A 23,427-nucleotide genomic window follows, 5' to 3' on the forward strand; every position below is an offset into this window, starting at 1 on the left:
GGGTAAGGACGGGAAGGGGCATGGACAGCAACCGCCGCGGGCCGTGGGAGCACGGGGACGGGCCGGCAAATTTTCCCACAGGGCCCTGGCGCGAGCGGCGCAGCGCTCAGCGGGCGGCGGCGGCCTTGTGCGAAGCGGCGGACCCCGGCGCTGCGCGCGCGAACGACGCCGCGAGCAGCAGTGCGAGCAGCGCTCCGGGCGCGACCACGCGGCCGATGGCCGAGAGCGCCGCGATGTCCGACAGCGCGATCAGCCCGAACGACACCACCGTGGTCAGGTTGGCCAGCAACAGCGAGGCGAGCGTGTCGTCGCTCATGGGCCTGGCGGCGCCCCGATCGAGCATGAGCTGATCAAAGAAAAGCGCGTAGTTCGACCCGACCGCCACCACCAGCAACAGGCCGACGAGGTGCAGGATGCCCAGCGCCACATCGGCGAGCGCCAGGCCGCCCAGCGTGAGCAGCACCGCCAGCGCGAGCGGCTGGCACACCGCGAACAGGCGGCGCGGCGAGCGCAGGTGCAGCGCCAGCACGGCCATCACCGCGAGCGCGCCCACCAGGGCTTGCACGAGCGCCTCGCGCAAGTAGCGGGCGTACAGGCTGTCGAGCTCGTGCTTGATGGCGACCACCTGGAGGTCGTGCGCCGGCGCCAGACCCTCGAGCGCGGCGCGCACGCGCACGGCGTCCAGTTCAGTCGCCCCCGGCTGCAGCGCGATGAGCGCCGACCAGCCACCGGCCGCGCGCTCGAACAGGAGGGCATCGACGGCCGAGGCAAGCGGGCTGTCCTGCAATGCCTGTCGATCGAGCAGCGGCTGCCGGCGTGCAGCCTGCACTTCGTCGATGAAGGGTTTCAGGCGCGAGGCCGGCAAAGGCGCGCCGTGTGTCGCTTCGGTCAGCCGCTCCTCGAGCACGGTCGCCTCGGGCAGGCTGGCCAGGCGCGCTTGCTGCGTCGCCAGGCTGGGCAGCAAACGCGCGGGCGTCTCGAAGCCGGCCAGCAGCCCCTGCTCGACCAGGCGGTCGAGCCTGGCCCCGGCCGCCTCGGCGGCGCGCAGCGCGGTCTGCACGTCGGCGCCATTCGCAACGACCAGCGTGCCGGCGTCGCTGGCGCCGAGATCGGCGCGCAGGCGCTCGTCGAGCTCCTGGGCCGCGCGCGGCACCGGGCTCAGCGAGGCGAGATCGCCGCGCCAGAGATCGCTCTCCGAGGACCATCGCACGGTCAGAAGAACCGCCGCACAAACGCCGAGCACGACGAAGGGAAGGCGCAGCCGCGGCAGCGTGCGCAGCGCCAGCGCGGCCAGCCGGCTCATGTGGCGGCGCAGCCCTTGCCCGCTAGCGCCGTCGGGCACAAGCGCCGGCAGCACGTATCGGGTGGCGAGGGCGGCACCGGTCAGGCCCGCGACCGAGAACACGCCGAGCTGGGCGAGGCCCGGAAAGCCCGAAAACACCAGCGCGCCGAAGCCGCACACCGATGTCAGCAAACCCAAGCGGACCGTCGGCCAGTTTTCCGCACGCCAGCGCCGCCAGCCTTCGCCCGGTTCGCCCGCAAGCGAGACGCCAGCGCGCGCCTGGATCAGGTAGTAGATGGCGTAGTCCACCGCTTCGCCGATCAGCGTGCTGCCGAAGGCCAGCGTGAAGCCGTGCACCGAGCCGAAGACCAGGCTCACCGCGACGATGCCTGCGCCGATGCCGGTGACCACCGGCAGCAGTGCCACGCCGAGCGCGCGCAGCGACGCAAAAGCCAGCAGCAGCAATCCGCCGATGGCCAGCACGCCCACCAGCGCGAGCTTCTTGACTTCGCGTTCGATGAGCGCCCGGCTCTGCACCGAAAAAACCGCCGGGCCACTCAGCAGCAGGCGCAACTCGTGCGACTGCGACTGCGACTGCGACTGCGACTGCGACTGCGACTGCGACTGTGCCTGCAATGGCAACGGCGAGAGCGAAGGCGGTCGACCTGAAGCGTCGCTTCTTGCTTGCGGGGATCTCGGCACCTCCCCTTGCAGCCCGGCAAATGCATCACGCACCGCCTGCAGCGCCATGGCCTGGCCATCGAGATCGCCGCCGGCCGCGCGCGTGATCGCGAGCAGCAGCGCCCGCGGCCCCTCGCGCGAGGCCCACACGCCCGCCTCGCTGCGCGGCGCGTTTTCAGGAATCAGCGCCTCGGCCAGACGCTGGGTTTCGCCGGTCGGGTCACGTTCCAGCAGCGGCTTGACCAGCGCGCCGCCCGGCGTGCCCAGCAGCGAGAGCGTCTCGCCGATGGCGTCGCGCAGGCCTTCGGACGTGAAGCGCTCCGGCGTCACCGAAGGGCTGAGCAAGTAGCGGTGGTCAACAAGCCAGGCACCGGCGGCCTGCCAGTCGCCGCCGCGATCTCCGTTCTGTACCTCTTCGAAGCGCCCGCTCGCACGCAGCGCTGCGGCCAGTTCGCGCGAGGCGGCCGCGCGCGCCGGGGCGTCGCCGCCTTCGATCCCGATCAGCAGCGTGCGCGCCGCCACGCCGCTTTGCAGCTGCTCGATGAGCAGGCGCTGCTGCGGGTCGGGGCTCGAGGGCAGGAAAGCCGACAGGTCGGCATTGAAGGTGGTGCGCGAGATGAACAGCGCGCCGGCCAGCATCGCGACGAGCCAAAGCGCCAACATCAAGCCCGCGCGGCGGCGGGGCGGGAGTGATGACGCCGCGCCGCGGCGGCTCACGGGGCCGAGGCCGCCGGCGCCGCGGTGCGCAAGGGCGTGATCGTCATCACCGAGCGGTCGCCGTCGGCCAGCCGCATCTCGATGCTGCTCAGCTGTGCGCCCTGCCCTGCGATGTGCACGCTGCGCACCTGGCCGGCAAGCCGGGCTTCGAGCGGCTCCAGATCTAGCGTCCACGCGTGCGCATCACCGGCCAGCGTCGTGCGGAAATAGCGCTGCAGCAACTCGCCGTTGCCGGTCAGCGTGCCGCGCACCGATTCGATCAGCGCCGCCATCTCGGGTGCGGCGTCGAGTGGGAAGCTGCGGCTGCGGCCGCCGCGCGACAAGGTCAGCGTGTTGCCGTCGACGGCCATCGTCTCGGCGCGCGGCTCGAGCGTGCGGCGCGTGAAACGGTCGGGCGCTGCGAAGCTGAGCGTGCCGCTGGAAGCGAGCGGCGCGTCGAGGCCGCTCACGAAGCGTTGTTCGGTGAAGCTCGCCTCGCCGCTGCGCTGCCCGGCCAGCAGCGACATCAGCTCGGGCAGATCGAAGGCGAACGCCGGCAAGAAGAACGGACCGAGGCTCGAGACGGCCAGTGCCCGGGCGAAATTGCGCCGCTTCATGCCGCAGTACCGACCATCGGCATCAGCGACGCGCAGCACCGGGCCGGACCGCTGTTCGACTCACGGCCCTGCAGCTTCATGCCGCTCCTCGCACCAGAAATCATGAAAGTTGAACCAGTTCTCAGGCTGCTCGCGGCACAGCAGCTCGAGTCGCCGGGCATAGGCGAGTGTGGCGGCGCGGATGCGGCGCTCGCGCTCGGCGGCGTCAGGAGGACGCTCGCTGAAATCGGCCAGCGCCTCGAAGCGCACATCGTAGCGGGCCCCGCCACGGTACAGACCCGCCATGAACACGACCCGGCGGCGCAGCAGCGCGGCGAGCCGGAACGGCCCGTCGTTGAAGTCGGCATCGACGCCGAGGAAGGACACGCGCACGCTGCCGCCCCGCTGCTCGCCCGTCGGCGCCGAGCGACCGGGCAGCGAGCGGTCGGCCAGCACGCCGGCGAGTCCGCCGCTGTCTAGCCAGTCCTGCACGGCGAGCATCGAATCCATCCGGCCGAGCGCAATGATCTGCGGCGAGTGCCCGGGTGCGACCGCCTGCAGCGCCGCATTGATGAGCCGCGCGTTGTCGGGGTACATGACCATGGCGATGCGCAGCGCGCACGCGCCGGTGCGGCTCGCGCCCACCGCGCGCAGCGCCTCGAAGCTGCCCATGTGTGCGCCGACCAGGAAAGCGCCGCGGCCCTCGGCCAGGGTCTGGTCGATGAGCGCCTCGCCCTGCACCGTGACGTCGAAAAGATCCAGCCGGCCGCCCAGCAGGTACACGCGATCGAGCACGGTGGCGGCAAAGCGGTGCAGGTGCCGGTAGCGCTCGCGCCAGCTCGGCGGACGGCCGAGCGCACGCGCCAGAAAGCGCCGGGAATGGCGCCGTGGCGCCGAAGCGAAAAGCAGGAAATACAGCGTGATCGGGTGCAGCAGCGTCCGCGTTGCACGTCGGCCGCAGCGGCGGGCGATCCAGCTCATCACCCGCAGCGCCAGCGCGTTGCTGCGCTCGGGTTGGCGCGACCAGTCGGTGCCCGGCGGCGTGTCGCCGGACATGGCGCCGGCGAGCGCGTCGTCAGCGCGGTCCGCGTGTGCAGCGTTCATGATTGCGGCTCCATGACCGAGGGCACCTGCCATTGGCCGCTGGCCGTCAGCACGTCGCCCTGCCGCACCTCGAAGCGCAGGCCGCGCGCCTCGCCGGTCACGGTGATCGCGAGCGACGAGCCGGGCGCCACCGGCGCGAAAAACTTTGCGGCGTTCAGCGTCGGACGAAGGCCGAGCCGTGCGGCCAATGCCGGCACTGCGAGCACGGCTTCGAGCACCTCGGCCAGCAACAGTGCGCCGGGAAGAAGCGGGCGACCCGGGAAGTGCCCTGCAAAAGCCGGATGGTCCGCCGCAATGTCGCGCCGCAGCGTCACACTGCCGGTGAACGGGGCTTCACTCACCGCAGCGCCCCTGCGCCTTGCGCCTGCGCGAAGCGCTCCAGCGCCTGCGCGCCGAGCTTGCCGGTCGCCTCGCGCGGCAGAGCGGCGACCTTGAACAAACGGCGCGGCACGAACACCGGATCGAGCCGCGCGCGCAGTTCGGCGGCAATGTGCGCCGCCTGCAGACCAGGCGCCACGACGAAGACGACGGGCCGCACGACCGCGTCGGCCACGTCGGGCGGCAGCCAGAAGGCGCCGTCGACCACGCCTTCGATGCTGTTGAGGTGGTAGTTCAGGTGCCCCAGCGAACTGCGCTTGCCGGCCACGTGGATCACGTCGCCGGCGCGGCCGAGCAGGCGGAAGCGCCGGCCGTCGCCGGGCGCGGCTAGCTGCAGCAAGTCGGCCAGCGCCGTGGCTTCGCGGACGTGGCCGCCGCTGACGACGAAGCGCTCGCCGGACTCACCGGCCTCTTCGACGGCGGCACCCTCGCCGGCGCTGTGGCACTCCCGGGCCGCTGCCGCATTGACGCTTCGGCCGCGCTCGCCGGCCCCGGCGCCACCCGCTTCGCCGCCTTCGAGCGCGGCGCTTTGGCTGCCCCCGCCCTCGCGGGCGACGCGCAAGCCGCTGAAGGTTTCCCACACGTCACTTTCGACCGTGCGTCGCGTGGCGACCTGCCCGGCCTCCGTGCAGCCGTAGATCTCGATCAGCGGGCCGCCGAAGGCGCGCTCGGCCGCGAGCGCAAGCTGAGGCGACAGCGGCGCCGTCGCGCACAGCACCAGATCGGTCGGCGGCAACCGCAGGCCCGCGGCCATCAAGGTCTTCAAGTGAAAAGGCGTGGTGACCAGCGCGCGCGGCCTCGGCAAGCGCTCGAGCGAACGCACGATGTCGGCGGGATAGAACGGCCGGCCGGCATCGAACGCCGCGCCGCCGAGCAGCGCCAGCAGAACGCTCGACTCCAGGCCGTAACTGTGCTGCGCCGGCACCGTGGCGACGATGTTCAGGCCCACCAGCGACGGCCGCTCCAGCAGCATCGCCAGCCGCTCGGCCGCCGCCTCGATGTTGCGCACGAGCGTGCCCCAGCGCTTGAGATGCGGCTGCGGCACGCCGGTCGAACCGGAAGTCAGCAGACAGACGGCGGCTTGCTCGGCGGCAATCCGCGGCAAGGCAGGCCTCATCTCGGAGGCAGCGTCGTCCGCTGCAAGTGCATGCCGGGCCGTCCCGCCGCTGGAAGCGCCGTGTTGCGCGACATGCTGCAGCGGCAAGCCGGGGACCGCCAACGCGGGATCGTCGGTGAGGCCGTAGAGCGCGGGCTCGGTGCCGAGCAGCCGCGCGAGCGTGTCCGGCAGCGCGTTGGGCGGCAGCAGGCTGGTCTGCCCGCGCATCAGCGCCGCAGCCAGGCCGACCGCAAATCGATAGCGATCGCCGCACAGGTTGAGAACCGCGCCCCGGGCCGGCAGCAACGCCGCCTGGGCTGCGGCGTCGGCGAGAAACCGCGCGCCGCCGACCGGCTCACCGTCGCGCCATGCGATCACGCGCGCCGGATCGAAGGCCGCGATCATCGGCAGCACGGCGCTCATCTCCCCGGCCCACCGGCCCGACGGCTGTAGGCGCGCACCGCGGCACTCAGGGTCGTGCGTTCGAACTCGGGATGCAGGCGGTAGCGAAACAGGTATTCGCCGAGGAAGAGCGCGGTGATCACGATCGGCGTCAGCACGTTGGCCAGCAGCGACCAGGTGCTCCACGCGCACGTCGCATAGACCCACAGCGAAAGCAGCGCCATCGCCGCGAAGTACAGAGTCCAAGCGCGCGTGACCGCCCGCGTGTAGGCCGCCATGGCGGGCGAGAGCGTGCCATGAACATGCTCGGCCACGCGGCTGATCAGCGACAACCGCCCTCCCAGAAGCGTGGCGCCGAAACTCGCGCATAGCGCCAGATGGATGCCCACGTGCTGCAGCAGGTAGAGCCGGTTCACGTCGCCGACGCCACCCCGCGCGACCACGGCGGCCAAGCCGATCACGGCCATCACCAAGGCAGCGAGCATGCGCCAATGACGACGCCCCAGTGCAACGCCCAGGCCCGCCAGCAGCAGCGGGCCGAGCAGCGCGGCCACCGCCCACGGCTCGCCGGCGGCGTGCAGCATGAGCCAGTGCGAAAGGACGGCGTAGGCGGCAGCGGCGATCAACCCGGCCGCCAGACGCCAGTTCGCGAGGCCCTGGTTCGGCGGCATCGCGGCGCTTACAGCGTGCGGTGCTGAGCGACGTGCGACGCGAGGCTGCGCAGCGAACGGAAGATCTGCGGGTTGTTCGCGTCGTCCGAGCGCAGCTGAAAGCCGTAGCGCCGTGACACTTCGAGGGCGACCTCGAGGATGTCGATCGAGTCCAGACCGAGGCCTTCACCGTAAAGCGGCGCGTTCGGGTCGATCTCGGCCGGCAGCACCTCGAGGTTCAGGGCTTCGACGAGCAGCACCGCCAGCTCACGCTCGGGCGCGGATTGCTCGGGCGCACTGGCAGCAGCCTGCGGCAGGACAACTTGAGCGGGGGAAGACACGGAATGTTGAAGGCTTGATCCGAAGCCACGAATTGTAGGTGGGCCGCCCTGGCGCCCGATGCCCGGTTCATCGGCAGGCAGTGCGTAAATCACGGCGCTTCGGCGTGTGACCGGAGTGCCGGTTTCTGCATCGACGCCAGCGTGCGTCCGCGAGCGGCGCCTCCGCCTTCGCACCCGCTTTGCCGTGTGCCCATGCTCGTCGCAGAGAAGGGAGCGAAGGCCGAAAGCAGCCCTCGCTCTTCAAGCAGCAGTCGCAGCTCTAGTGGTGCCGGTTGCGCCGGTTGCCGCGGTCATGGTCGCGGTCGCCATGACCGCGCCCCTTGCGGTCGTGCCAGCGACCGTCCCGCCAGTTTCCGCGCGGCCCGTGTTGGTGCACGACCACGGGCGCGGGCCGGTAGTAGATCGGTGCCGCGCGATACACAACCCGCGGCGCCCGCTGGTACATCACGGGCGGCGGGTAGTACGCCGGTCCAGGGTGATACACGACGGGCGGCGGCGGGTAGTACACCTGCGGTCCCGGCAGGTTGATGCCGATATGCCACGACACCCCCGCCTGCGCGGTGCCCGTGGCCGCCGCACCGGCCAGACCCAGTGCGACGAAAGCCAGTGTTCTGCGAATCCGTGCGTTCATGTCGACTCCTTTGCGGGCCGCATCCGGACTGGATGCACTCGGTCCCGCGCCTCATCAACGAGTCCACCATAGGCGTGGTCGACTCCGGCGATGTCTCCGGGCGGTGAAGTTTTGTGAACACCCAGCCACCGCGAGTGCCCTCCTCCACGGCTCGCTTTTCACACCCGTTACGCCGGCGTTTTTGCCCGCGCAGCGCTCCTTAGAATGAAGCGCAGCCAACCCACCGCCACGATGAACGACGCACCGAAGAAGAAGCCCGGCCCCGCCGCCAGCACCGCCGAGCCGCACAAGAGCGGCAACTTCCTTCGCAACACGATCGAGCGCGATCTCGAACAAGGCACCTACGCCGGGCGCACCTTCGCCGGCACGCCGGGCAACGCCGCCCACCACGCGGGCCAGCCGCTCGACCCGGCGAAGATCCGCACGCGTTTCCCGCCCGAGCCCAACGGCTATCTGCACATCGGCCACGCCAAGAGCATCTGCCTGAACTTCGGCCTGGCGCGCGACTTCGACGGCGTGTGCCACCTGCGCTTCGACGACACCAACCCCGAGAAGGAAGAACAGGAGTACGTCGACGCCATCATCGATGCGGTGAAGTGGCTCGGCTTCGGCTGGGAAGGCCCGGACCCGGCGGACACGGAAAGCACGCGCAGCCACCTGTACTTCGCCAGCGACTACTTCGACGACATGTACCGCGCGGCCGAAGCGCTCATCACCGCCGGCCTGGCCTACGTGGACGAGCAAACGCCCGAGCAGATGCGCGCCACCCGCGGCGACTTCAACACGCACGGCACCGACAGCCCCTTTCGCAAGCGCACGCCCGAAGAAAACCTGGCCCGCTTTCGCGACATGAAGCACGGCCGGCTGGCGGACGGCGCGGCCGTGCTGCGCGCGAAGATCGACATGGCCTCGCCCAACATCAACCTGCGCGACCCGGCCCTGTACCGCATCAAGCGCGCGACGCACCACAACACGGGCGACACCTGGTGCATCTACCCGATGTACACCTACGCGCATCCGATCGAAGACGCGCTGGAGCGCATTACCCATTCCGTCTGCACGCTCGAGTTCGAGGACCAGCGCGCCTTCTACGACTGGTTGCTCGAACACTTGTGCGACCTGGGTTTGCTGAGCCGCCCGCGCCCGCATCAACACGAGTTCGCGCGGCTCAACCTCACCTACGTGGTCACCAGCAAGCGCAAGCTCAGGCAACTGGTCGACGAGGGCCATGTGGACGGCTGGGACGACCCGCGCCTGCCCACCCTCGCCGGCCTGCGCCGGCGCGGCTACACGCCAGAGAGCATCCGCCTGTTCTGCGAACGCATCGGCGTGAGCAAGGAGCACAGCTGGATCGACTACAGCCTGCTCGACGCCGCGCTGCGCGACGACCTGGAAGGCAAGGCCCCGCGCGCGATGGCGGTGCTGGAGCCGGTGAAGCTCAAGCTCACGAACTGGGTGGAACTGTTCGGCGGCGATCTCGCGTCGAATGTTCATCTGGAGCCTTGCCAGGCTCCAGCGCACCCACAGCGGCCCGAGCTCGGCCTGCGGCACTTCAGCCTGGGGCCCGATGTGTGGATCGAGCGCGACGATTTCGCGGAGCAGCCGCCCAAGGGCTACTTTCGGCTCTTCCCCCCGACCGAGGTTAGTGCGGGCAGCAAGGTGCGGCTGAAGTACGGCTACATCGTCGAGTGCACGGGCTGCGAGAAGGACTCGCAAGGCAACGTGACCGCCGTGCTCGCGACCGTGGTGCCCGACACCAAGAGCGGCACGCCGGGGGCGGACGCGGTGAAGGTCAAGGGCACGATCACCTGGGTGAGCGTTCACGAGGCAGTGCCGGCGGAAATGCGCCTGTACGACCGACTATTCACTGAAGCGCAGCCGGATGCGGGAGGACGGGATTTCCTGTCGGTGTTGAATGCGGCGAGCAAGACGGTTGTGCACGGCTATATCGAGCCGTCACTGGTGAGCTCCCGCGTCATCCACAAGCCGAGCAGCGAAGAGCCGACGACGCGATACCAGATCGAGCGTCACGGCTACTTCATCGTCGACCAAACCGCTGCGACAGCTCTGCCTGTGTTGCACAGGATCACGGGTTTGAAAGACAGCTGGAGCAAGTGATGCGCAGCGCCCCTGCGGACCACCGGTCACGCTCCGGTTCACGACCGGTACGAGTTCACGAGCACGTCCGTCGTTTCGCCCTTACCGAGCTCCGTTCTCGCGCAGCAAGGTCTGTGTGATGGCTTGGCCGATCCGCTCGAAAGCCTGACCGGCTTCCCGGTCCTCGTCCAGGTCTTCGGCGCAGACCGCGACGACGATGCCGTTTTGCCCCTGGTCCTGCGGGTTGATCACGCCCATGTGACAGGCCCGGCCCAGTTGGGTGCCCGTCTTGTGGATGAATCGTGCCTCCTTGGGCAGGTCCGCCTCGAGCCGATAGGCGTCGTACGAGCCGTACTTCATGTGGGTGAACATGAATTGCGTGTGCTCTGGCGAGAGCAATTTGCCGCGGACCAAGTTCTCCAGCATTGCGCCATAGGCCACCAGCGTGGCGGAATTGAGCTGCAGCGCGTAGTACTTCGCATAGGCCTCCTCGATCGTGCGCAGCTTCAGGTCGCTCGGCTCGAGCGACAACACGCGTCGCAACGCGACGACGCGCTCCGGGCCCAAGGGGGCGGCCGCCACTTGCACGAGTTCGAGGTTGGTCAACTTGCGCGCGGCCGGATGCAACTCGCCGTACACGGCGTAGCGGACCTGGGTGAAATCGGTGATTTTGCGAAAGCCTTTCGAGCCCAGAAAGTCCCGCGCACGTCGGTTCACGGTGTCTTCACCGACGGCACGAACGAGCAGGTTCGCGGCCGTGTTGTCGCTCTCCATCAGCATGCGTTTGATCAGCGACGCCACGCTATGAGCACGACCTTCGTCCTGCCACACGAGAGCGCCCGAGCCGTCGATCTTGTCGGTGGCTTTCAGGACGATCTTCTCCTCCAGCGATCGCTTGCCCGACTGGAACTCCTGCAAGACGGCGATTGCGATCGGGACCTTCACAGCAGACGAGAGATACCAGAGCCGGTCCGCCTGGTACTCGAGACTCTTCTGGTCGGCCAGCCGCTTCACGTACACGCCCAGACGCCCAGGGGTTTGTTCGTCGATGCGCTCGACGTGCTCGCGCAACGTGTCGGTCCAGTCGGCACCGCGTACCGCGGAAGTGTTCAAAAGAATCACCGCAATCAACGAGGCTCGGCAGAGCGCCGCAAGACGGTTCATGGCGTGTTCTCGTCAGAAATAAGGCCCGACTTGCTGATCGCTTCGCCCACGGCCTCGAGCGCTCGCTCCGACCGGGCGACGGAAGGTTCTCCACGAACGCAGGCGACCACGACGATTCGTCGGTCCGCGCCCGCCACGGTGATGACGCCTGCATCGCACACCCGGGCGCGCTGCGTTCCCGTCTTGTGGGCGAAGCGCACGGACGCCGGCAGGCCGGCCTTGATGCGCCTCGTGCCCGTTTCCACGCGCTCCAGCACGTCGAGCAGGTAGGCCGTGCTGGCGGGAGCCAGCGTCTTCCCCTCGGCCAGCAACGCCAGCAGTTCACCGTAGGCGTCGAGCCGACCCGAGTTCAGCTCGGTGGCGTAATAAGCGTCGTAGGCGTCGCGCAGCGTCGGCAGGTGCAAGCGCTCGATCGGGGTGCCAACCAGGCGGCTGAAGACCGCCAGCCGCTCGGCGTCCGTGCGCTGATTGCGCAGCAGCAGGAAATCCAGCCCCGGCAGCTGCATGGCCGCCGGCGCAAGCTGGCTGTAGGCATGGCGGCGAACATCGACCAGGCTGGTGATGGGCCCCAGTCCTTGCGGAACCAGCGACTGCACCAGCGCGTTCACTTCAGAAATCCCCACCAGCCCGATCAGCATGTCGCTGGCCGTGTTGTCGCTGTGGATGATCATCTGATCGAGCAGGTATGAAATGCTCAGCCTCGAACCGATGGCATGCCAGTTGGTCTGCCCCGCGCCGTCCACGTAGTCGGACGCCCGGACAGTCAGCGGTGTCTCCAGGGTGTAGTCGCCCCGCTCGATCCCGCGCAGCACCGCGATCGCCACGGGCACCTTGATCATCGAGGCCAGGTACCAGTTCTCCTGCGCGCGGTGCGAGGCGGACGTGCCGGTGCCGAGGTCTCGGACGTAGACGCCCATCTCCCCCGGGAACTTGGCTTCCACCCAGGCCAACTCCGCCTCCAGGCGTTCGGCCCAAGCGGAGGCAGGGCTGGCCCGGGCCCACCCCGTCGTGAGCACCAGCACGGCAAGCAGGGTGGCAACGAGCTTCAGCGGGCGCATCGGCTCAGGGCGATCGAGGGCGGAGCTAAGGGATTCATGCAGCGCGCACGGACGGAGGACTGAAGCCCTTACGACCTCGACAACGCAAATGAGTGCGCCGGGCTCACGTAACGCAATGCGTCTGCGCGATCTTGCCACGAGGCCCGACGCCACCGCAGCCGCCTGGCGGCGGCGCGGTGCGGGCAAGCCCGATCAAGTGCCGACGATCCCGCCGTCTTTCCTGCGGATCGCGATCGTCGCCGATCGCGGCCGGCCGCCCGCCTCGCCGTCCGGCCACGAACTGATCGCCTTCGGCTTGCTCGGGTCGTTGCGGCCGGGGTGCGCCAGCGGCGCCTCACCGGGGTGCTGGATGTTGATGAACATCGTGCGCAGGTCGGGCGTGAGCTGCACTGCCGTGACTTCGCAGCCCACCGGGCCGGTGAGGAAACGCCGCACTTCCCCGGTGGTGGGGTCGGCAGCCACCATCTGGTTGTTGCCGAGCAGGGCCCAGTCGGCAGTGGCCATGCTCTGCGCCGACGAGTCGGTCTGGATCCACAGCACGCCGCGTGCGTCGATGTGGCAGCCGTCCGGTTGCGCGAAGGCCACGCCGCCCTTGACGTTGCCGCGCTTGAGCGCGTCTTTGTGGGTGGGCTCGCCGGCCTGCAGGAACACGTCCCACTTGAAGGTGGTGGCGGCCGGGTCGCCGCCGGTCTCGCGCCAGCGCACGATGTGGCCCATGATGTTGGGCGCCCGCGGGTTGGCGGCGTCGGCGCCGAGCGGCTCGGTCTGGTGCAGCGGCTTGCCCTTGCCGCGCGACGAGTTGTTGCTCAGGGTGACATAGACCTCCTTGCTGCGCGGATGCACCGCGAGCCACTCGGGGCGATCCATGTAGGTGGCGCCGACCACATCGCCCGCGGTGCGAGCATCGATCACCACCTCGGCCTGCGAGTGGAAGCCGCGCTCGGCGGTGAGGCCGTTCTTGCCTTGCACCAGTTCGATCCATTCGCCGCTGCCATCGGCGTTGAACCGGCCGGCGTACAGCGTGCCTTCGTCGAGCACGGTTGCGTTCTGCGCGGCGCCGCCACCCTTGCGATAGGGCTGCTTGCTCACGAACTTGTAGATGTGCTCGAACTTCGAGCGGTAGTCATCGTCGCCCATGTAGTAGACGACGCGGCCATCGTCGGCGACGGACAGTGCCGCGCCCTCGTGCGCCATGCGGCCCATGGCGGTGTGCTTGACCGGCTCGCTCTTCGGATCGTAGGGATCGAACTCGACCACCCAGCCGAAGCGATTGGACTCGTTGGGGTGCTTCACGGCGTTGAAACGCTCGTCGAACTCGTGCCAGCGAAAACCCCAGCCGTCCTTGGTGGTCGGAACGCCGTAGCGGTCCTGCAGGCGCGGGATGCTGCCGGAATCGTTGGCGAAGTAGGCGGTGAAGTTTTCCTCGCAGGAAAGGTAGGTGCCCCAGGGCGTGTAGCCGTTGGCGCAGTTCTGGAAGGTGCCGCGAACGCGCGTGCCGTTCCGGTCTTCGGCGGTCTGCATGAGCGGGTGGCCGGCGGCCGGGCCCTTGATGCGAAACGGCGTGTCGGCGGTGATGCGCCGCCCAAAGCGCGAGTCGGCCACGGTGCGCCAGCGGCCGTCTTCCAGCCGGGCCTCGTACACACCCAGGCCGTGCGCGTTCTTCGACTTCTGCACCTTCTCGGCCGACCAGTTGGCCATGCCGTCGGTGGTGAGCAGGTTGTCGTCGGTGTATTCGTAGTTGATGCCGATGAGCCCGTGCGTGGACGAACTGGAACCCCTGGGCAGCGGGAAGAAGTGCATGCCGTCGTGGAACATGCCCGACTGCATGGCCTGAACGGCGGCGCTCTGGCTGGCGTCGATCTCGAAGGCCGGTGCGCCGACCATGATGGGGTCGCCCCAGGCGTTGACCACCTGCCACGTGTAGCCCTCGGGCACCACCACGGTATCGATGCGCGAGATGGGGATGGAGGCAAAGCCGATCAGCGGGCCTCGCTGAGCCGTCGGCGTGAGGCCGCAGCCGTTGAGGAAACCCAGAGCGGCTGCGCCGAGCGAGCCGCCGAGCAGTTCACGGCGTCCGATGCGCGCGGCCACCAGGTCGTCGAACACGTTGCCGACTGCATTCACAGGATCAGCCATGTCGTCCTCCAGATGTGGTCGAAGGCGGACAGCTAACCGCTGCATTCAGACTAGATCAAGGCGGACGCTTGTCAATCGGGAGACGCGAGCGGCTTGTGCCTCCCCCTCCAGCCGCTTTCATTCGCGGTCCGGCGCAATCTCGGTTGCGTAATCGACCAGCGCCTCGAGGATCTGCTGCCCCCGCTCGTCTGTCGACTCGACCAGCGCATCGATCTGCGCAAAGAAGGCTTCCAGCGTCTGCCCGCCCCCGGCCCCTTCGTGCAGGCGGTGAACGCGGTGCTCGTGCCACTGCGTCTGCTCGGCCGCGCTCAACATGCCGGGGAAATTGCGCGCGCGGTAGCGAAACAGCAGTTCGTCCAGGCGCGGGGCGGCGAAGGCGGTTCGCTTGCTCGCCAACTCCTCGGGGCTAACCGTACGCAGGCGCTGCAGCGTGCGGCGGTCTGCGTCACCAATGAAGCCGCCGTAGAGGTCCTCATCGACATCGGGCTTGCGCTCGAGCGGCGGGCGCTCGAAGACCTCGGGCCACAGGCCGGCGAGCTCGGCGCCCTTCAGCGCGGCGATCTCGGCGTGGCGGTGCGCCTGGTCCACATCGATACGCCAGTGCGCCGCGCGCTCGGTGCTCAGCGTCCTGAGGTTGCCGATCACCACCGGCGACTTGTTGATGTGGATGGTCTTGATCGGCAGGCGCTGCACCCCTTCGGGCAGCTCTTCGGCGCGGGTGAACATGCGCTGGCGAACGGTGGCCACGTCGAGCGTGAACAGCTCGCTCGGATCGTGCGCCAGATCCCACACGATGATCTCGTTGCGGTTGGTGGGGTGAGGCGCGAGCGGCCACACGAGCGCGAGCCCGCCGCGCTCGGCGCCGTACATGCCGGAGACGTGCAGGAACGGCTTGCCCACGCCCATTTCCTTGACGACTTCGTGCTTGGAGCGCAGGCGCAGGCAGAACTCCCACAGCCGCGGCTGCTTCGCTTTGACCAGCCGCGCAAGGGCGAGCGTGGCGCGCACATCGGACAACGCGTCGTGCGCCGCCTCGTGCGCCAGTCCGTTGGCGGCGGTCAGGCGTTCGAGCTTGAAGGAGGGCCGGCCGTCCTCGTGCCGCGGCCACTCGATGCCATCGGGGCGCAGCGCGTGGCAGCAGCGAAGCACGTCGAGCAGGTCCCAGCGACCGCACTCGTCCTTGTATTCGCGTGCGTACGGATCGATGAGGTTGCGCCAGAACAAAAAGCGCGTGACCTCGTCGTCGAAGCGGATCGAGTTGTAGCCGACGCCAACCGTCCCCGGCTGCGCGAGCTGCTGCTCGATGGCGGCGGCAAAGGCGTGTTCGGGCAGGCCGCGTTCGAGGCAGGTCTGCGGCGTGATGCCGGTGAGCAGGCAGGCTTCCGGGTCGGGCAGCGTGTCGGGCGCGGGCTGGCAGTAATGCATGACCGGCGCGGCGATCTCGTTCAGATCGGCATCGGTGCGCAGGCCGGCGAACTGTGCGGGCCGGTCGCGGCGGGGCACGCGACCGAAGGTTTCGTAGTCGTGCCAGAAGAAGCTGAATTTGCTCATCGCCGGCACCTTACCCGACCCGACCGACGCCGCCACGCCGCGGCCGGCCGCCCACCGCAGCGAAGGATCAGCGGGATCAGCGCGAGCCTGGCGGCCGGTCCGGCACTTCCCGGACCTCGGCGTCGATCACCTCGCCTTGACGGGCCGACCGTGGCGCATGACCTGCGCGGCGGCGCGACGCGGTCTCGCGAAAACGTGCCCATGCGGCCGACGGCGGCGTACCGTAGCGCAGCACCGGCCGGCGGCCTCGGAGCAGCGCCCACGCCACCAGCACGCTGCCGAGCGCCAGACCGAGTGCCATGGCGCCCACCACGAAAACGAGCCCCGCCGCAGTGAGAAGCAATTGCAGCGTCAGTGCCAGGGCGGTACTCAAGGCGCCGGCGAGGCGGTCGATCAAGCGATTCGTCATGGTCATGATTCTCTGACGGGCTGACGCGTCGGCAGTTCCGGCCTTTTCGAGGCCTTCCTTCCTGCGCGCAGTAGAAGGGGCCCAGCAGAGGTCGATTAGCCACGGCCCTTGCGTACGGGCACATCGACCGCACTTGAAGACAGGTCGGCGCCTTGCCGGCGGCTCGCACAGGAGATGCCGCAATGTGGAAACGAATCACCGCCCTCTGGCTGTTGGTGCGCGGCGATGCCAAACGCCTGTGGTTTGCGCTGAGGCATCCCGACTCGCCGGCGTGGCTCAAGGCCGGCACCGCCCTGCTGGTGCTTTACCTCGTGTCGCCGATCGACCTGATTCCCGACGCGCTGCCCTTGATCGGCGTCCTGGACGATCTGGTGCTGATTCCGATGGCGATCCGCTGGATGTTGAAGCGGCTGCCCGCCTCCGTGCGCGAGCATGCCGAGCGGCGCGCCGCCGGTCATGCCGGCACGGGTCGCTGACGCGGCTGGCTCAATGCGGCTTGCGCGGCTTGCGAAAGGAGTCCGGGCGGATCACGTTGCCGTCGCGCTCGCTGCGGTGGCGGGCGCGCCGGATCGCTTCTTCGGCTTCGCGTGCGGCGGCCGCGCGCGACTGGCGCCACTTGCGCCACTGGCCGGCCTGCCGCGCCAGCCGCTGAAGCCGCAGCCCTGAGCGCCGCAGGGCGCCGTCCACCCGCTCGCGTCGCCGCTCGCCGAGGCACAGCCGCAGCAGCATCAGCACGCACATCACCAGCACGACAGCGCTGAACAGTTTTTCGCCCACACCCGTCTCCGCCAGCTTCCTTGTTGCACCGCTCGACGCCGACCTCGCCTGCACCGGCCGGGTCGCGCCGCAATCGCCGAGCAAGCCGAAGTATGCGGTCGGCACGCCGCGACAACGCTGCCATGATGCGGCTTCGCCCAACTTCTCGTCGGCCATGAGACTTCGTTTCGTACTTGCCGCGACCGCGCTCATCGCCGCCGGCAGCCACGCCCAGCCGGTGGCCCCGGCCAAGGCCGCGCCGGCCACTTCAGCGGGCACGGCAGCGAACGCGGAGCCGGCCAAGACGACGCGCGGCAAGCTGAGCTACTACGGCCACCGCTTCGCGGGGCAGGCCACCGCCAGCGGCGAGATCTTCGATCCCGAAGCACTGACGATGGCGCACCGCACCCTGCCCTTTGGCACGCGCGTGCGAGTCACCAATCGGAAGAACAGCAAAAGCGTGGTGGTGAGGGTCAACGATCGCGGCCCGGCCATCGCGAGCCGCATCGGCGACGTCAGCCTGGCGGCCGCACGCCGGCTCGGCATGCTCAAACGCGGCGTGATCGAGGCCAGGCTGGAAGTGCTGGCGCCCGACGAGCCGCCCGACAAGCCAGCCGCCGAGCGGTAAAGCGGTCGCGTCGTTCACCGCGCGCGGTCGCTCGAAAGGCGCGCCTTCGCGCTCGAGCAGCCGGCCCCGCCGCAAGCGTCAGCCCGCCCCGCGCCGCTACTGGATCACCTTGACCGGTTGCCCCGGCTCGGGCTGCGGCCCGCCGCCGTATACGCCATTGATGAGCTTGAGTTGCTGCTCGGGGTTCGTCATCAGCGGCGAGCGTCTCGCCAGTTCGGCGAAGCCGCCGCGCGGAAACGCCACGGTACGCAGCGACCACGGCGCGGCGGCCTTGCGGTCGGCGGCGGTGAGCGGCCGGAACGAGTTCTCGGCCTCGCGCAGGGCCGCTGCGGCGCGCTGACGGGCTGCGGCGTCCCGGGCGGCGTGCAACAGCACGAAGTTGTTTCGCTCGGGCCCGGTGACGACCGTGGCCACGACGTTCTGCGCCTGCCCCTGCGGGTTCCGCCGGGTGCCGACGAAGTGGGTGGCGGGCAGCCCGTTGATGTCGTCCTTCTCCACGCGGCCCTGTGTCGGCTTGAGCGCGTTCTTGATGATCTCTTCGTGCGTGTTGCCGGCCTTTGTCGGTGCCAGTTGCACGATGAGGCCGGCATCGCCGGCGGAATTGATCAGCGTGATCGCGTCCTGGCTGTTCTGGATGCGCCAGCCCTGCGGCGCGGTGAGCGCGATGCCCAGCGGCTCGTGATAGAAGTTGCGCCCGCGCGTCACGCCTTGTTCCCGGCTCTCGCCGAAGGGCAGCCCGTCGATGGCCTTGAGGTAGCGTGCCCGGCCGTCGTCGACGTACTTTGCTTTCCGGTCGTAGCCGGCGGCGATCTGCTCGATGTCTTCGAGCCGCTGTTCGTTGCTGGGATGCGAGGCCAGCCAGTCGGGGCCCTGCTTGGGCGTCTTGCCCTCGGCGCGCGCCTGCTCGGCGGCGAAGCGCTCCTGGTTGCGCAGGACGTTGATCACGTCGACCATGTTCTGCGGGTCGTAGTCGTTGCGCACCAGGTATTCGGCGCCGAGCTTGTCGGCCTGCAGCTCCTGATCGCGGCTGTAGTTCGCCACATAGCCGGCCGCCACGCCCTGCGAAAGCTGGCTCGCCACGTCGCCCACGCCGAACACCGCGCCGAGCACGCTGGCGGCCAGCACGCCCAGGCCGGCGGTCTGCTGGCGCGTGGCGCGCTGCGCGCCGTGGCGGGCGGTCACGTGGCCGATCTCGTGGCCGATCACGCCAGCGAGGTCGGCCTCGCTTTCCATGTAAGCCATGATGCCTCGCGTCACGTAGACGTAGCCGCCAGGCAGTGCGAAGGCGTTGATCTCGGGGCTGTCGAGCACCGTGAAGGTCCACTCCAGTTCGCTGCGGTGCGATTGGGCGGCGAGCTTTTGGCCGATGCCTTTCACATAAGTTTGCAGCCGGGCGTCGGGGTAGATGCCGTATTCGGCGATCACGGCCTGGTGTGCCTTGCGGCCTTCCGCGATCTCGGTCTTCACGTCCATCACCGTGCGCTCTTCCTTGCCGGTGACGGGGTTGACGACGGTGGCGCAGCCGGCCAGGAGCGCGGCGGTCAGCAGCAGCGGGAACAGCAGGGAACGCATGGCGATACTCCTTCTTGATGGGCTTTGTATCGTCACATTACCGTAGCGAACAGGGACTGGCAGGATGCGCGCGCACACAGCGGGCAGCAACGACAGTGCGAGCGCACACGGCGCTGCCCGCGGGCCGAACAGCGCGACGCTCCTGCGGCGCGCTCGACCCGTGCGGTGGCGATACGGGCGGGTTTGCGCACTGGTCCTCTGCCACACTGGCGCAGTCCCATCGCACCGCCACCTGCCATGCTGCTTGCCGCCGTGCTCCTCTTGCTTCACTTGCTGGCAGCCACCTTCTGGGTCGGCGGCATGGCGCTGATGCAATGGGCGGTGCGCCCGGCGGCCGCGCAGACGCTGGAGCCGCCCGAGCGCCTGCGCTTCATGGCAGCCACGCTGGGTCGCTTTCTGAACGGCGTAAGGGTGGCCATCGTGGTGCTGCTCGCCAGCGGCGTGGCGATGGTGCTGCTCGGCGGCGGGCCGGGCGGCATGCACTGGGGCGTGCATGCGATGGTCGCGCTCGGCTTGGTCATGATGGGCCTGTACGGCCACCTGCGGCGCGCGCCTTTCGCCCAGCTCGAACGGGCAGTGGCGGCCGGCGACTGGTCGGCCGCAGCGCAGCGGCTGCCGGTCATTCGCCGGCTGGTGAATGTCAACCTTGCCCTAGGCGTCGCAGTGTTCGCTGCGGCGGTGCTCGGGCCGGCGCTTTAGCGAACGAGGCGGCAGAGAGGATCCCAGCCAAGGGCTGGGATCGACGGCAAAGTGCCGAGGCGCGATGCCCGCGGCGCGGGGGAATTACTCCAGCGTGAAGCCGAGCTTGATCGTCACCTGCCAGTGCGCAATCTTGCCCTCGGCCACGTGGCCGCGCGTTTCGATCACTTCGAACCACTGGATGTTGCGCACCGACTCGCTGGCCTTGGCGATCGCGTTGCTCACCGCGTCTTCGATGCTGCTGGTGGACGAGCCGGTCAGCTCGAGCAGCTTGTAGACGTGCTCACTCATCGCTTGCTCCTTGAAGAGGATGCCGACGATCGGCTGTCGGTCTCCGACTTACCGCCCTGCTGCAAACCCTGAGACATGCCGATCAGCACACCGCTGACCAGCGCCGCGTAGCTGTCGAGCAGCGCCTGCCCGGTGCGCATGCTCATTGCGCGACCGTCACGCAACGCGCTCTGCGTCTGCGCCATCAGCTCCTCGACCGTGGTGGCAGCCTGTGCGCCGGTGTGGCTGCCCTTGAGTTTCATGGCATCGAGCACCTGCGTCCATGGCCCCTGAAGCGGCCCGCCTGTGGCTTGGGCGGCCTTGCTGACAGTCGCGAAGAAGGTGTCCTCGAGTTTCTCGAGGTTGGCCAGCGCTCCCTGCATCGGCCCCTCCTGCAGATTGAGGCCCTGGTCGACGAACTGCTGCAGCGCGCGGCGGTTGGCCTCGACCGTCTGCAGCAGCGCGGCGTCCATGCCTTCGAAGGCGTTGGACAGCAGTGCCTCGACATCGGCTGGCCGGCCCGTGTTCTGCGCCGCACCGGCCGAGGCGGCCTGGGTCACCGTCTTGAGCACGCTGCGGATGTTGGTGAGCGTGAGTTCACGGCCCTGCAAGGCGCGCAAGGTGGCCGTGCTGACCGCCTCGCGCAACCCCTCGGCCTGCTTGGCGCCGGCGCTGGAGAACATTTCGATCAGCGCGTCCTGGTCGATTCCGGTTTTGGTGGCCATGCCTTTTCCTCGGTGAGTCGTTGGGGAAGCAGTGATACCGCCGTTGGCGCGCCGTGGCAAGCGCCTTCTCGGCCGCGGCCTGCTGAAACTCTGCGGGATGTTTTCCGGAGGCCGCACGGCGTACGGTTGCCCAACGCTGGCAATGCTCATGCCCGAGCTTGTTCCCGCGTCTCCAATCTACCCGCCCAAAAGGAGCGCCATGGCCGCCAGCGATCCGCAACCCGCGTTTGCATTCAGGGTCGAAATCGACGGTTTTGCCGAGGCCGCCTTTGCGCGTGTGCAACTGCCGCGCCTGGAGCGCGACGCGATCCGTTACCGCAGCGGCAACGATCCGGGCGAAGCGCCACGCCTGCTGCCCGGCCTGCTGCGGCTCGGCGAATGCGTGCTGGAGCGCGCCGTGCTGCCCGGCGAGAACGACTTCTTCAACTGGATGAGCACCGCCCAGGGCGGCGCCCAGGCGCGCCGCAACGTCGCCATCACGCTGCTCGACGAGAAGGGTCAGCCGGTGCGCCTGTGGAAGCTGCGCAACGCCATTCCGGTGGCGCTGGCGTGGTCGCCGCTCGACGCATCGGTGAGCAGCGTGCTGGTTGAGACGCTGCACTTGGCGGTGGAGGCGGTGACGGTCGAAACGAGTTGAAGCTTCTTTGCTCCCTCTCCAGCACGCCGAGAGGGAGCAAGCCGAGATGCTCGCGCCCTCAACTCGCAATGCGCTCGAACAGGCTGCTCAGGAGCTCCCACTGCCGCCGGTCGGGCAGCGGCCCGCGCAGCGCCTGCAGGTTCTCGCTCATGTGCTCGGGGTTCGTAGTGGCCGGAATGACGCACGTCACCGCCGGGTGGGCCAGTTCCCACTTGAGCACCAGCGGCGCCCAGGCGGTGCAGCCGAGGTCGGCAGCCAGCGAGGCCGGCAAGGGTTCGCCCTGCAACCGGTCCAGCAGCCGCCCGCCATCGAAAGGGCGGTTGAGAATCACGGCCATGCCCCGGTCGGCGGCCTGCTGCATGAGCGGCTCGGCGCGCCGGTCGGCCGGGTTGTAGGTGATCTGCAGCGTGTCGAGCGTCTCGCTGGCGAGCACCTCGCGCAGGGTGTCGTGCTTGTTGCCGTGCGAGGTGGTCACGCCGATGTGGCGCGCACGGCCCTCGGCCTGCCATTGACGCAGCGTCTTGATGTGCGCTTCCCAGTTCAGCAGGTTGTGGATCTGCATGAGGTCGCAGCGTTGCAGGCCCCATAGCGCCAAGGAGCGCTCCATCTGCGTGGGCCCGTAGAGGCCGAGCGGCGTCCAGACCTTCGTTGCGCTGAACAGGGCCTGTGCGCCGGGCACCTCCGGAAGCAACTGGCCGAGCACGCCTTCGGCGCTGCCGTACATGGGCGAAGAATCGATCAAGCTGCCGCCGCCAGCGAAAAAGCGCTCGAGCACCCTGCCTCGCACCGCGAGTGCTTCGGCGTCGTTGGCCAGGACATTGAACGTCATCCATGTGCCCATGCCGACCACGGGGATGCGCTCGCCGCTGCGCGCTATGGCGCGCGTGCGCACCGGCAGGGCGCTTTGCGAGGCGGCCGGACCAGCGAGCAGTGAGGCGGCGCTGGCAAGAACGAGAAAATCACGACGATCCATGTCGCCATGATGCGCGGCGCCGCTTGTCCCCGCAGCGCAGTCGGAGTCGGCAGCACTGACCGGCCCTGCCCTGCCGCGAGCCGACAAAAGTGGCCTGTTCCGGCGCCGCCCCTTGCAGTACGCTGCGGCCCTTCTCGCGGCGCCACGAGCACCGCCGGAAGACTTCGACCGGCGCTGCTCGCGCCGCATTCGGCCCCAACAAGGACAACCCATGACCGAATTCATCAGCGCCGTGAGCGCCATCGTCTGGAGCCCGGCACTCATCTATCTGTGCCTCGGCGCCGGTTTGTACTTCTCGATCCGCACCCGTTTCATGCAGGTGCGCGGCTTCAAGGAAATGATCCGGCTCATGTTCGAGGGCGAGAAATCGCCCTCCGGCGTGTCGTCCTTCCAGGCGCTGACCATGTCGCTTTCGGGCCGGGTAGGCACCGGCAACATCGCCGGCGTGGCCACCGCCATCACCTTCGGCGGGCCCGGTGCCGTCTTCTGGATGTGGATGGTGGCCTTCCTCGGCGCCTCGACCGCTTACGTCGAATCGACGCTGGCGCAGATCTACAAGGAAACCGACGACAGCGGCCAGTACCGGGGCGGGCCGGCCTACTACATCGAGAAGTGCATGGGCGTGCGCTGGTACGCCTGGATCTTCGCGCTCGTCACGGCCATCGCCACCGGCTTGCTGCTGCCCGGCGTGCAGGCCAACAGCATCGCCACCGCGGTGAACAACGCCTGGGGCGTCCCTCCGGCGGTGAGCGCTGCATGCATGGTGGTGCTGCTCGGCTTCATCATCTTCGGCGGCGTCAAGCGCATCGCCGCCTTCGCCGGGGTGGTGGTGCCGTTCATGGCGCTGGCCTACATCCTGGTGGCGCTGGTCATCACCATCATCAACATCGATCAG

24 protein-coding genes are annotated in these 23,427 nt (G+C 68.9%); 6 read left to right on the plus strand and 18 right to left on the minus strand.

Annotation, left to right across the window (positions count from 1 at the left end; all coding sequences use genetic code 11):
• Nucleotides 1-106 precede the first annotated feature (106 nt).
• The 8 genes from H0W40_RS13285 to H0W40_RS13315 form a co-directional block, all read right to left on the minus strand.
• Complete coding sequence (locus H0W40_RS13285) at nt 107-2,626, minus strand: MMPL family transporter (protein WP_292446900.1); 2,520 nt, start codon at nt 2,624-2,626, stop codon at nt 107-109.
• A gap of 50 nt (nt 2,627-2,676) precedes the next feature.
• Nucleotides 2,677-3,276: a LolA-related protein gene (locus H0W40_RS13290; RefSeq protein WP_292446904.1), complete on the minus strand. Its 600-nt coding sequence runs from the start codon at nt 3,274-3,276 to the stop codon at nt 2,677-2,679.
• A 60-nt stretch (nt 3,277-3,336) separates the two neighbouring features.
• Entirely contained in the window at nt 3,337-4,311 is a 975-nt protein-coding gene (locus H0W40_RS13295) for an acyl-CoA synthetase (RefSeq protein WP_292446946.1), read from the minus strand.
• A 44-nt stretch (nt 4,312-4,355) separates the two neighbouring features.
• Nucleotides 4,356-4,700: a 3-hydroxyacyl-ACP dehydratase gene (locus H0W40_RS20040; RefSeq protein WP_367153817.1), complete on the minus strand. Its 345-nt coding sequence runs from the start codon at nt 4,698-4,700 to the stop codon at nt 4,356-4,358.
• Nucleotides 4,697-6,256 carry an AMP-binding protein gene (locus tag H0W40_RS13300; RefSeq protein ID WP_367153818.1) on the minus strand — a complete coding sequence of 520 codons (1,560 nt, stop codon included), beginning with the start codon at nt 6,254-6,256 and terminating at the stop codon, nt 4,697-4,699. Before H0W40_RS13300 ends, H0W40_RS20040 begins: the two co-directional genes overlap by 4 nt.
• On the minus strand, nt 6,253-6,906 hold the full coding sequence (locus H0W40_RS13305) for a hypothetical protein (protein WP_292446907.1): 654 nt from the start codon (nt 6,904-6,906) through the stop codon (nt 6,253-6,255). Before H0W40_RS13305 ends, H0W40_RS13300 begins: the two co-directional genes overlap by 4 nt.
• A gap of 8 nt (nt 6,907-6,914) precedes the next feature.
• Nucleotides 6,915-7,226: a phosphopantetheine-binding protein gene (locus tag H0W40_RS13310; RefSeq protein WP_292446908.1), complete on the minus strand. Its 312-nt coding sequence runs from the start codon at nt 7,224-7,226 to the stop codon at nt 6,915-6,917.
• A gap of 259 nt (nt 7,227-7,485) precedes the next feature.
• The gene (locus H0W40_RS13315; protein WP_292446911.1) at nt 7,486-7,857 is read right to left on the minus strand and encodes a hypothetical protein; all 372 of its coding nucleotides are present in this window, start codon (nt 7,855-7,857) and stop codon (nt 7,486-7,488) included.
• 231 nt (nt 7,858-8,088) lie between these two features.
• Between H0W40_RS13315 and H0W40_RS13320 the strand changes: the two genes are divergently transcribed.
• A complete protein-coding gene (locus H0W40_RS13320; protein ID WP_292446912.1) occupies nt 8,089-9,975 on the plus strand; it encodes a glutamine--tRNA ligase/YqeY domain fusion protein in 1,887 nt (628 codons plus the stop codon).
• 81 nt (nt 9,976-10,056) lie between these two features.
• On the opposite strand, the gene H0W40_RS13325 is transcribed toward H0W40_RS13320, so the two are convergent.
• From H0W40_RS13325 to H0W40_RS13345, 5 genes are all read right to left on the minus strand, one after another.
• Nucleotides 10,057-11,118: a serine hydrolase gene (locus tag H0W40_RS13325; RefSeq protein WP_292446915.1), complete on the minus strand. Its 1,062-nt coding sequence runs from the start codon at nt 11,116-11,118 to the stop codon at nt 10,057-10,059.
• Entirely contained in the window at nt 11,115-12,176 is a 1,062-nt protein-coding gene (locus tag H0W40_RS13330) for a serine hydrolase (RefSeq protein ID WP_292446916.1), read from the minus strand. The genes H0W40_RS13325 and H0W40_RS13330 overlap by 4 nt, the downstream gene beginning before the upstream one ends.
• Before the next feature lie 192 nt (nt 12,177-12,368).
• Nucleotides 12,369-14,312 carry a PhoX family phosphatase gene (locus H0W40_RS13335; protein ID WP_292446919.1) on the minus strand — a complete coding sequence of 648 codons (1,944 nt, stop codon included), beginning with the start codon at nt 14,310-14,312 and terminating at the stop codon, nt 12,369-12,371.
• A gap of 117 nt (nt 14,313-14,429) precedes the next feature.
• Nucleotides 14,430-15,863 (minus strand): exodeoxyribonuclease I, encoded by a 1,434-nt coding sequence (sbcB, locus tag H0W40_RS13340; RefSeq protein WP_292446921.1) that lies wholly within the window; start codon nt 15,861-15,863, stop codon nt 14,430-14,432.
• A 76-nt stretch (nt 15,864-15,939) separates the two neighbouring features.
• Nucleotides 15,940-16,272, minus strand: a complete 333-nt coding sequence (locus tag H0W40_RS13345) for a hypothetical protein (protein ID WP_292446922.1) — start codon at nt 16,270-16,272, stop codon at nt 15,940-15,942.
• A gap of 182 nt (nt 16,273-16,454) precedes the next feature.
• Here H0W40_RS13345 and H0W40_RS13350 point away from each other — a divergent pair, with 182 nt between their 5' ends.
• The gene (locus tag H0W40_RS13350) at nt 16,455-16,748 is read left to right on the plus strand and encodes a YkvA family protein (RefSeq protein WP_292446925.1); all 294 of its coding nucleotides are present in this window, start codon (nt 16,455-16,457) and stop codon (nt 16,746-16,748) included.
• Between the two features lie 10 nt (nt 16,749-16,758).
• Here the strand turns inward: H0W40_RS13350 and H0W40_RS13355 are convergent, their stop codons facing one another.
• Nucleotides 16,759-17,205: a hypothetical protein gene (locus H0W40_RS13355; protein WP_292446926.1), complete on the minus strand. Its 447-nt coding sequence runs from the start codon at nt 17,203-17,205 to the stop codon at nt 16,759-16,761.
• Between H0W40_RS13355 and H0W40_RS13360 the strand changes: the two genes are divergently transcribed.
• A complete protein-coding gene (locus tag H0W40_RS13360; protein WP_292446927.1) occupies nt 17,204-17,656 on the plus strand; it encodes a septal ring lytic transglycosylase RlpA family protein in 453 nt (150 codons plus the stop codon). The two genes, H0W40_RS13355 and H0W40_RS13360, sit on opposite strands and share 2 nt — an antisense overlap.
• Before the next feature lie 96 nt (nt 17,657-17,752).
• On the opposite strand, the gene H0W40_RS13365 is transcribed toward H0W40_RS13360, so the two are convergent.
• Complete coding sequence (locus tag H0W40_RS13365; RefSeq protein WP_292446929.1) at nt 17,753-19,228, minus strand: M48 family metalloprotease; 1,476 nt, start codon at nt 19,226-19,228, stop codon at nt 17,753-17,755.
• A 237-nt stretch (nt 19,229-19,465) separates the two neighbouring features.
• Here H0W40_RS13365 and H0W40_RS13370 point away from each other — a divergent pair, with 237 nt between their 5' ends.
• Nucleotides 19,466-19,927, plus strand: a complete 462-nt coding sequence (locus H0W40_RS13370; RefSeq protein WP_292446933.1) for a CopD family protein — start codon at nt 19,466-19,468, stop codon at nt 19,925-19,927.
• Nucleotides 19,928-20,011: 84 nt separating this feature from the next.
• On the opposite strand, the gene H0W40_RS13375 is transcribed toward H0W40_RS13370, so the two are convergent.
• Nucleotides 20,012-20,218 (minus strand): dodecin, encoded by a 207-nt coding sequence (locus H0W40_RS13375; protein WP_292446934.1) that lies wholly within the window; start codon nt 20,216-20,218, stop codon nt 20,012-20,014.
• Complete coding sequence (locus tag H0W40_RS13380; protein WP_292446937.1) at nt 20,215-20,922, minus strand: DUF6781 family protein; 708 nt, start codon at nt 20,920-20,922, stop codon at nt 20,215-20,217. The genes H0W40_RS13375 and H0W40_RS13380 overlap by 4 nt, the downstream gene beginning before the upstream one ends.
• 199 nt (nt 20,923-21,121) lie before the next feature.
• Between H0W40_RS13380 and H0W40_RS13385 the strand changes: the two genes are divergently transcribed.
• Nucleotides 21,122-21,559, plus strand: coding sequence for a phage tail protein (locus H0W40_RS13385; protein ID WP_292446938.1), 438 nt, complete (start codon nt 21,122-21,124; stop codon nt 21,557-21,559).
• Between the two features lie 58 nt (nt 21,560-21,617).
• Here H0W40_RS13385 and H0W40_RS13390 read toward each other — a convergent pair whose 3' ends face one another.
• Nucleotides 21,618-22,532 (minus strand): aldo/keto reductase, encoded by a 915-nt coding sequence (locus H0W40_RS13390; RefSeq protein WP_292446941.1) that lies wholly within the window; start codon nt 22,530-22,532, stop codon nt 21,618-21,620.
• A 211-nt stretch (nt 22,533-22,743) separates the two neighbouring features.
• On the opposite strand from H0W40_RS13390, the gene H0W40_RS13395 reads away from it, so the two are divergent.
• On the plus strand, nt 22,744-23,427 hold a 684-nt coding region (locus H0W40_RS13395), incomplete at its 3' end, for an alanine:cation symporter family protein (protein WP_292446943.1).

The sequence above is a fragment of the Methylibium sp. genome, from assembly GCF_013817345.1.
Classification (GTDB): domain Bacteria; phylum Pseudomonadota; class Gammaproteobacteria; order Burkholderiales; family Burkholderiaceae_C; genus Methylibium.

Excerpts from the sequence above, each read along its gene's own strand:
- H0W40_RS13285 (WP_292446900.1), bottom strand. The coding sequence starts at position 2,626 with ATGTTGGCGCTTTGGCTCGTCGCGATGCTGGCCGGCGCGCTGTTCATC.
- H0W40_RS13290 (WP_292446904.1), bottom strand. The coding sequence starts at position 3,276 with ATGAAGCGGCGCAATTTCGCCCGGGCACTGGCCGTCTCGAGCCTCGGT.
- H0W40_RS13295 (WP_292446946.1), bottom strand. The coding sequence starts at position 4,311 with ATGTCCGGCGACACGCCGCCGGGCACCGACTGGTCGCGCCAACCCGAG.
- H0W40_RS13300 (WP_367153818.1), bottom strand. The coding sequence starts at position 6,256 with ATGAGCGCCGTGCTGCCGATGATCGCGGCCTTCGATCCGGCGCGCGTG.
- H0W40_RS13305 (WP_292446907.1), bottom strand. The coding sequence starts at position 6,906 with ATGCCGCCGAACCAGGGCCTCGCGAACTGGCGTCTGGCGGCCGGGTTG.
- H0W40_RS13315 (WP_292446911.1), bottom strand. The coding sequence starts at position 7,857 with ATGAACGCACGGATTCGCAGAACACTGGCTTTCGTCGCACTGGGTCTG.
- H0W40_RS13320 (WP_292446912.1), top strand. The coding sequence starts at position 8,089 with ATGAACGACGCACCGAAGAAGAAGCCCGGCCCCGCCGCCAGCACCGCC.
- H0W40_RS13325 (WP_292446915.1), bottom strand. The coding sequence starts at position 11,118 with ATGAACCGTCTTGCGGCGCTCTGCCGAGCCTCGTTGATTGCGGTGATT.
- H0W40_RS13330 (WP_292446916.1), bottom strand. The coding sequence starts at position 12,176 with ATGCGCCCGCTGAAGCTCGTTGCCACCCTGCTTGCCGTGCTGGTGCTC.
- H0W40_RS13335 (WP_292446919.1), bottom strand. The coding sequence starts at position 14,312 with ATGGCTGATCCTGTGAATGCAGTCGGCAACGTGTTCGACGACCTGGTG.
- sbcB (WP_292446921.1), bottom strand. The coding sequence starts at position 15,863 with ATGAGCAAATTCAGCTTCTTCTGGCACGACTACGAAACCTTCGGTCGC.
- H0W40_RS13345 (WP_292446922.1), bottom strand. The coding sequence starts at position 16,272 with ATGACGAATCGCTTGATCGACCGCCTCGCCGGCGCCTTGAGTACCGCC.
- H0W40_RS13350 (WP_292446925.1), top strand. The coding sequence starts at position 16,455 with ATGTGGAAACGAATCACCGCCCTCTGGCTGTTGGTGCGCGGCGATGCC.
- H0W40_RS13360 (WP_292446927.1), top strand. The coding sequence starts at position 17,204 with ATGAGACTTCGTTTCGTACTTGCCGCGACCGCGCTCATCGCCGCCGGC.
- H0W40_RS13355 (WP_292446926.1), bottom strand. The coding sequence starts at position 17,205 with ATGGCCGACGAGAAGTTGGGCGAAGCCGCATCATGGCAGCGTTGTCGC.
- H0W40_RS13365 (WP_292446929.1), bottom strand. The coding sequence starts at position 19,228 with ATGCGTTCCCTGCTGTTCCCGCTGCTGCTGACCGCCGCGCTCCTGGCC.
- H0W40_RS13370 (WP_292446933.1), top strand. The coding sequence starts at position 19,466 with ATGCTGCTTGCCGCCGTGCTCCTCTTGCTTCACTTGCTGGCAGCCACC.
- H0W40_RS13375 (WP_292446934.1), bottom strand. The coding sequence starts at position 20,218 with ATGAGTGAGCACGTCTACAAGCTGCTCGAGCTGACCGGCTCGTCCACC.
- H0W40_RS13380 (WP_292446937.1), bottom strand. The coding sequence starts at position 20,922 with ATGGCCACCAAAACCGGAATCGACCAGGACGCGCTGATCGAAATGTTC.
- H0W40_RS13385 (WP_292446938.1), top strand. The coding sequence starts at position 21,122 with ATGGCCGCCAGCGATCCGCAACCCGCGTTTGCATTCAGGGTCGAAATC.
- H0W40_RS13390 (WP_292446941.1), bottom strand. The coding sequence starts at position 22,532 with ATGGATCGTCGTGATTTTCTCGTTCTTGCCAGCGCCGCCTCACTGCTC.